The organism is Corallococcus sp. CA049B (assembly GCF_003611685.1).
In the GTDB taxonomy this organism is placed as follows: domain Bacteria; phylum Myxococcota; class Myxococcia; order Myxococcales; family Myxococcaceae; genus Corallococcus; species Corallococcus coralloides.
Window position 1 is genome coordinate 22,786 of sequence record NZ_RAWC01000104.1, and the last position, 6,541, is coordinate 29,326.

Consider the following 6,541-nt stretch of genomic DNA (forward strand, 5'->3'; position numbering starts at 1 on the left):
GCCCCAAAACTAACGGGCACCCGCTCCCCCGGCCGGCCGCTGGGCTCCACCCGGCCCACCGCCCGTGGCGAGGATGTTGCGCAGCTCCTCCGGGTCGGAGGAACGGCCGAAGGCCTCGTCCTGGGAGATGAGCCGGCGCGCCAGAAGGGCGGCCAGCGCCTGGTTGAACGTCTGCATGCCGTACTTCGCCTGACCCACCTGCATGGAGGAGTAGATCTGGTGGACCTTGTCCTCGCGGATGAGGTTCCGGATGGCGGGGTTGGGCACCATGACCTCCAGGGCCAGCACGCGGCCCGGACCGCCCACCTTGGAGACGAGCGCCTGGCTCATCACGCCCTCCAACACGAAGGACAGCTGCGCGCGAACCTGGGGCTGCTGGTACGGGGGGAACACGTCCAGCACGCGGTTGATGGTCTGCACCGCGCTGTTGGTGTGCAGCGTCGCGTAGCAGATGTGGCCCGTCTCCGCGATGGTGAGCGCCGCTTCGATGGTCTCCAGGTCGCGGAGCTCACCGACGAGCACGATGTCCGGGTCCTGGCGGAGGATGTACTTGAGGGCCGTCTTGAAGTTGCGCGTGTCCGCCCCCACCTCGCGCTGGTTCACCAGGCAGTTCTTGTGCGGGTGCAGGTACTCGATGGGGTCCTCGATGGTCATGATGTGCTCATGACGCTCGGTGTTGATCTTGTCGATCATCGAGGCCAGCGTGGTGGACTTGCCGGAGCCCGTGGGGCCCGTCACCAGGATGAGGCCGCGCGGCTTCTTCACCAGCTCCGCCACCACCGGCGGCAGGCCCAGCTCCTGGAACGTCAGGATCTTGAAGGGAATCGTGCGGAACGCACCGGCGACGGCGCCGCGCTGCATGAAGATGTTCGCGCGGAAGCGCGACAGGCCCTTCACGCCGAACGACAGGTCCAGCTCGTTCTCCTCCTCGAACTTGTGCTTCTGGGCGTCCGTGAGGATGGAGTAGCAGAGCTGCTTGGTCTCCACGGGCGTGAGCGGCGCCGTCTTGAGCGGGACGAGCTCACCGTCCACGCGGAGCTGCGGCGGCGAGCCGGTGGTGATGTGGAGGTCGGAAGAGCCCTTCTCGACCATCGCCTTGAGGAGCTGGTGCAGGTTGGCCACGGATGCGTGTCCTGTCGGAGGAAGAAGTGGGGGGAGGAGGTGGGGTGACTAGAAGCGGTCCGGCGCGGTGTTGCCCACGACCTCTTCGAGCGTCGTCATTCCGTCCATGAGCTTCTTGAGCGCGCTCATGCGCAGGCTGCTCATGCCCAGGCGGATGGCCTCCTGCTTGAGCTCCGCGGCGGAGGCGCCGTTGATGACCAGCTCCTTGAGGCCGTCCCAGAAGGGCATGACCTCGTAGATGGCCACGCGGCCGCGGTAGCCGCGGTCGTTGCACTCGCGGCAGCCGACCTTCTCGTACATGGTGAAGGTGCCCATCTTGTCCGGCGGGATGCCCGCGTCGATGAGGGCCTGCTCGTCCACCTTCTCCGCGGGGCGCTTGCACGCGGGGCACAGGCGGCGCGCCAGACGCTGGGCGAGGATGAGGTTGAGCGACGCCGTCACGAGGAACGGCTCGATGCCCATGTTGAGCAGACGGCTGACCGTGCCTGGGGCGTCGTTGGTGTGCAGCGTGGAGAGCACCAGGTGGCCCGTGAGCGCCGCCTTCACGCCGATCTCCGCCGTCTCGAAGTCGCGGATCTCACCGATCATGATGATGTCGGGGTCCTGGCGGAGGAAGGAGCGCAGGCCGGCCGCGAAGTTCAGGCCGATGTCTTCGTGCATCTGCACCTGGTTGATGCCGGCGAAGTTGAATTCGACCGGGTCCTCCGCGGTGCAGATGTTGGTGCCCACGTCGTTGAGGCTGGAGAGCGCGGAGTACAGCGTCGTCGTCTTGCCGGAGCCCGTGGGGCCCGTCACCAGCACCATGCCGTAGGGCCGGTCGATGGCCTCCTTGAACCAGGCCAGGGGCTGCGCGTCGAAGCCCAGCTTCGTCATGTCCAGCTGCAGGTTGCTCTTGTCGAGCAAGCGCATCACGACCTTCTCGCCGAAGAGCGTGGGGCACACGCTCACGCGGAAGTCCATCTCCTTGCCGCCGCCGATCTTGATCTTGATGCGGCCGTCCTGCGGCAGGCGCCGTTCGGAGATGTCCAGCGACGCCATGATCTTCAGACGGCTGGTGATGGCGTTGCGCAGCTTCATGGGCGGGCGCATCACCTCGTACATCACGCCGTCGATGCGGAAGCGGACCCGGAAGTCCTTCTCGTACGGCTCGATGTGGATGTCGGACGCGCGCTTCTTGATGGCGTCCATGAGGATGAGGTTCACCAGCTTGACCACGGGCGCGTCATCCGCGGCCCTGGCCATTTCATCCACGTTCTCCTGCTCCTCCTTGGCGACCTCGATGTCGTCGCCCACGTCGCCGACGATGTCCTCCAGCGAGGGGCCCTTCTCCGCGTAGTAGCGCTCGATGGATTCGCGGATGGAGATTTCGGACGCGACGACGGCTTCGATGTTGTAGCCGGTGAGGAACTTCAGGTCGTCCACCGCGAAGATGTTGGACGGGTCGCACATGGCCACGATGAGGGACGGGCCCGCGCGGTTGACCGGGATCACCAGGTGCTTCTCGGCCACTTCCTTGGGCACGAGCTTGATGATGTCCGGATCAATGTCGAAGTCCTTCAGGTTGATGGCCGGGACGCCGTACTGCTTCGACAGGAAGTCGGTGAGCTTCGACTCCTCGATGGCGCCCGTCTTGATGAGCGCCGTGCCGATGCGCGCGCCACTCTTCTGCTGCTCCTCCTGCGCCTTGCGGAGTTGCTGGACGGAGATGAGGTTCTCGCGCACCAGCAATTCACCGAGTCGACCGGACATTTCTGGGATGCCTCTTTGAGCGTGAGGAGGGAACAGCCAGAGCCCCGGCTGTCAGCGGGACCCGCGGGGGGAATGAGGCCATGCTACAGGGGCCTGAAGCCCTGGCACGGATCCTCCCGGATTAGAGGAAACCGATGCGCGGCCTGTCAAGGCGCCCTGGCGTGCTCCCTTGCTGTCCGGAGCCCCTTTCCAGAGGGCGCGACAGCCCTACCCGTCGCCCCGGGCCACCACGGTGCGGGCGGCCTCCACGTCGCGTTTGATTTGACCCACCAACTCGGCGGCGGAGCCAAAGCGCTGCTCGGGCCGCAGCCGCTCCAGGAACTGCACCCGCAGCTCCTTGCCGTAGAGGTCGCCGGAGAAGTCCAGGAGGTGCGCCTCGATGGTGACCTCCGTGCCGCCAAAGGTGGGCTTCACGCCGATGTTGGCCGCCCCCGGCCGCCAGGGCCCTTCGGCCTCCGCCAGGAGGCGCACGCGGATGGCGTACACGCCGGGGGCGGGCCGCAGTTCGTTCTGCGTGTCCACGTTGGCGGTGGGAAAGCCGATGGTGCGCCCCCGGCCCGCGCCGGACACCACCGTGCCGTCCAGGTCGAACGGGCGGCCGAGCAGGCGCCTGGCCGCGCCCACCCTGCCCTCCAGGATGTACTCGCGGATCCGCGACGAGGACGCGACGACGCCGTCCACGTTCACCGGCTGCACGACGTGCACCCGGGCCCCCCGCTTCGCCGCGGCGTCGCGCAGCGTGGTGACGGTGCCGGCGCGCTGGGCGCCGTAGGTGTAGTCGCTGCCCACGACGACGTGGCCCACGCCCAGCGTGTCGAAGAGGGCGGCCTCGAAGTCCTGCGGCGTGGAGCGCGCGTAGTCGCGGGTGAAGGACTGCACCACCACGTGGGCCAGGCCGCACGCGGCGAGCAGCTCCAGCTTGCGCGGCAGGAGCGTAATCAGCTTGGGCGCCAGGTCCGGCTGGAGCACCTTGCCCGGGTGGGGCTGGAAGGTGAGCGCGTTCGCGGGGGCGTGGCGGAGCGCCTCCGCGAAGAGGGCCTGGTGGCCCACGTGCACGCCGTCGAAGTTGCCCAGCGCGAGGGCCTGCCCCTGAAGCTGGCGGCCCGCCTCGGACACGGACTGGAAGACCTTCATGGCCCTCCCCTATAGCACCCCGCGCGCTTTTGCCCTGGCCAACCCACGCGGCTCCATGGTTAGAGGCCCCCCGTTCCCGCCATGCGCCCTGCCCTGCTCCCTGATCCGGTCGGCCTCAAGTTCGTCCCCCTGGAAGCGCCCCCGGACTGGGACGCGGAGTTCGGCTTCACGGGCCCATTGGAGCTGGAGATCGGCTCCGGGGCGGGCGGGCACGCGCTGGAGTACTGCCGCCGCAACCCCGGCGTGCGCTTCGTGGCCTTCGAGTGGCGCAAGAAGTACGCGCGCGACACGCAGATGCGCGCGGAGAAGGCGGGCCTGAAGAACCTGCGCGTCGTCGAATCCGACGCGCGCTTCGTGGTGCCGCGCATCTTCGCCCCCGGGTCGCTGGACGTCATCCACCTGCAGTTCCCCGACCCGTGGTGGAAGCGCTCGCACGCCAAGCGGGCGGTCGTGCAGCCCGATTTCGCGAAGGTGATGCTGGGGCTGCTCAAGCCCGGCGGCCGCTTCGACATGCGCACCGACGTGCAGGACCGCGCGGTGGCCATGCTGGAAATCCTGGAGGCGGCGGGCTTCCACAACCCGCTGGGCGCCGGGGTGTTCCACCCGTACGACCCGGAGGAGGTGCCCTCCACCCGCGAGCGGCGCTACCTGGCGTCCGGGGAGCCCGTGTACCGCGCACGCCTGGTGAAATCCGCGCCCTAGCTCCGCCGGCGCCTGTCAGGCCCTGGACGCCCGGCGGACGCGTGTCCCTGGGGTGCCCGCCAGGGCCCTTGGCAGCGCCCTCCACCCGGAGGAGAATCCACCCACGGGGTTTTGGCCCCAGGGGACACTCGCGACGTCGGGCCACGACCGCATCCTGTTGGGGGGTGGGCGCCTCATGCCGGAAGCCGAAAGGAAACGGATGCCGGAGGGCGTGCGCAGGAGCGGACCCGCCAACGACTTCTCCGGGCGCACCGTGCTCATCGTGGACGATGATCCGGCGCAGATCCGCCACGTGCGCGAGGGCCTGGCCCCGCACGGCTACGTCTTCAAGGAAGCGCTGGACGGGGCGCAGGCGCTGTCCGCCATCCGCGCGGGCCGGCCGGACCTCATCGTGATGGACGTGGAGATGCCGGGCCTGGGCGGCGTGGAGGTGTGCCGCATCGTCAAGGCGAACGCGGGCGAGGGCGGCTTCGGCTTCATCCCGGTCATCCTGATGACGGCCCGGCAGGCGGCGGGCAAGGTGGAGGGGCTGGAGCTGGGCGCGGACGACTACCTGGTGAAGCCGTTCGACATGCTGGAGTTGGGCGCGCGCGTGAAGTCCATGCTGCGGCTCAAGGCGTTGCAGGACGCGCTCCTGGAGAAGAACCGCGAGCTGGAGTGGGCCAACCGCGAGCTGGACCGCCGCCGGCAGGAGCTGCTCGCGCTCAGCCGCACGGACGCGCTCACGGGCCTGTACAACCGGCGCTACTTCGAGGAGCGGCTGAGCGAGGAGTTCATGCGCTCGCGCCGGTACCGCTCTCCCCTGTCGCTGGTGATGCTGGACATCGACCACTTCAAGCGCATCAACGACACGTTCGGCCACCCCTTCGGGGACGAGGTGCTGCGCGCGGTGGCGCACACGGCGCGCGCGACGCTGCGGGAGGTGGACCTGCTGGCCCGCTACGGCGGCGAGGAGTTCATCGCCCTGCTGCCGGAGGCGGCTCCCCAGGACGCGCTCCGGGCGTGCGAGCGGGTGCGCGAGGCCATCGAGCGGCTGGAGCTGACGTGGACGTCGCCGGACGGAATGTCGCAGGAGGTGAAGCTGACCGCGTCGCTGGGCGTGGCGACGGTGCCCGCGGACGACCTGCCGGGCACGGAGGCCCTGCTGCGCGCGGCGGACGCGAGCCTGTATTCCGCCAAGGGAACGGGGCGCAATCGCGTCCACCAGCACGCGGCGTGACGCACCTCCTGCTTCCCCACGGCGGCGGTTTGACCTAAATCGGAGGACCCATGCGCCCGCTCGCGATGACGACCTGGCTGCTGTTCGCCCTCCTCTCCCTGGGCGGCTGCAGCCGGCTGCAGCCGGACACCCCCGTGGGGGCCTACCAGACGTTCCACCGGCACGTGCAGCGCGGAGAGCTGCCCAAGGCCTACGCCGGGCTGTCACAACAGACCCAGCAGGTCCTGAAGGCGCGGGCGCAGGAGGTCAGCGACGCGTCGGGGGGCATGGTGAAGCCGGAGCCGCTCCCGCTGTTCTTCGCGAATGTCCCGGTGCCGCCGGATGTTCAGGAGGTTTCGCTGCTCCGGCAGGAGGGCGACGTGGCGACCTTGGTGGTGCGCTCGGCGGGAAGGTCGGGCGAGGTCCGGATGGTGAGGGAACCGTCCGGGTGGAAGGTGGACTTTTCAGCATCCCCCCAGCCGTGAGCCCGGGCATGCCCGGCTTTCGCGCATCAGGTAACGTACAACCGTGAACGACAGGAAGACACGGCGGGTGCTCCCCGCAGTCGAAGTCATCCGCAGGCCGGGCTCCACGCCCGGCGGCCCGGTGACGCCGTCCTCGACTGCCCCCACCCCC

General features: G+C 69.0%; 6 protein-coding genes. 3 read left to right on the top strand and 3 right to left on the bottom strand.

From position 1 onward, the window contains the following. Nucleotides 1-9 precede the first annotated feature (9 nt). The 3 genes from D7W82_RS22290 to D7W82_RS22300 form a co-directional block, all read right to left on the bottom strand. The gene (locus tag D7W82_RS22290) at nt 10-1,122 is read right to left on the bottom strand and encodes a type IV pilus twitching motility protein PilT (RefSeq protein WP_120620272.1); all 1,113 of its coding nucleotides are present in this window, start codon (nt 1,120-1,122) and stop codon (nt 10-12) included. 48 nt (nt 1,123-1,170) lie between these two features. After that, complete coding sequence (gene pilB, locus D7W82_RS22295) at nt 1,171-2,871, bottom strand: type IV-A pilus assembly ATPase PilB (protein WP_014399076.1); 1,701 nt, start codon at nt 2,869-2,871, stop codon at nt 1,171-1,173. A gap of 207 nt (nt 2,872-3,078) precedes the next feature. After that, complete coding sequence (locus D7W82_RS22300; protein ID WP_120620273.1) at nt 3,079-4,005, bottom strand: bifunctional riboflavin kinase/FAD synthetase; 927 nt, start codon at nt 4,003-4,005, stop codon at nt 3,079-3,081. Between the two features lie 81 nt (nt 4,006-4,086). On the opposite strand from D7W82_RS22300, the gene D7W82_RS22305 reads away from it, so the two are divergent. From D7W82_RS22305 to D7W82_RS22315, 3 genes are all read left to right on the top strand, one after another. Further along, nucleotides 4,087-4,707, top strand: a complete 621-nt coding sequence (locus tag D7W82_RS22305) for a tRNA (guanosine(46)-N(7))-methyltransferase TrmB (RefSeq protein ID WP_120620274.1) — start codon at nt 4,087-4,089, stop codon at nt 4,705-4,707. 175 nt (nt 4,708-4,882) lie between these two features. Then, on the top strand, nt 4,883-5,926 hold the full coding sequence (locus tag D7W82_RS22310) for a diguanylate cyclase (RefSeq protein ID WP_120620275.1): 1,044 nt from the start codon (nt 4,883-4,885) through the stop codon (nt 5,924-5,926). Between the two features lie 50 nt (nt 5,927-5,976). Next, nucleotides 5,977-6,390: a hypothetical protein gene (locus tag D7W82_RS22315; protein WP_120620276.1), complete on the top strand. Its 414-nt coding sequence runs from the start codon at nt 5,977-5,979 to the stop codon at nt 6,388-6,390. Nucleotides 6,391-6,541 lie beyond the last annotated feature (151 nt).

Excerpts from the sequence above, each read along its gene's own strand:
- pilB (WP_014399076.1), bottom strand. The coding sequence starts at position 2,871 with ATGTCCGGTCGACTCGGTGAATTGCTGGTGCGCGAGAACCTCATCTCC.
- D7W82_RS22310 (WP_120620275.1), top strand. The coding sequence starts at position 4,883 with ATGCCGGAAGCCGAAAGGAAACGGATGCCGGAGGGCGTGCGCAGGAGC.
- D7W82_RS22305 (WP_120620274.1), top strand. The coding sequence starts at position 4,087 with ATGCGCCCTGCCCTGCTCCCTGATCCGGTCGGCCTCAAGTTCGTCCCC.
- D7W82_RS22300 (WP_120620273.1), bottom strand. The coding sequence starts at position 4,005 with ATGAAGGTCTTCCAGTCCGTGTCCGAGGCGGGCCGCCAGCTTCAGGGG.
- D7W82_RS22315 (WP_120620276.1), top strand. The coding sequence starts at position 5,977 with ATGCGCCCGCTCGCGATGACGACCTGGCTGCTGTTCGCCCTCCTCTCC.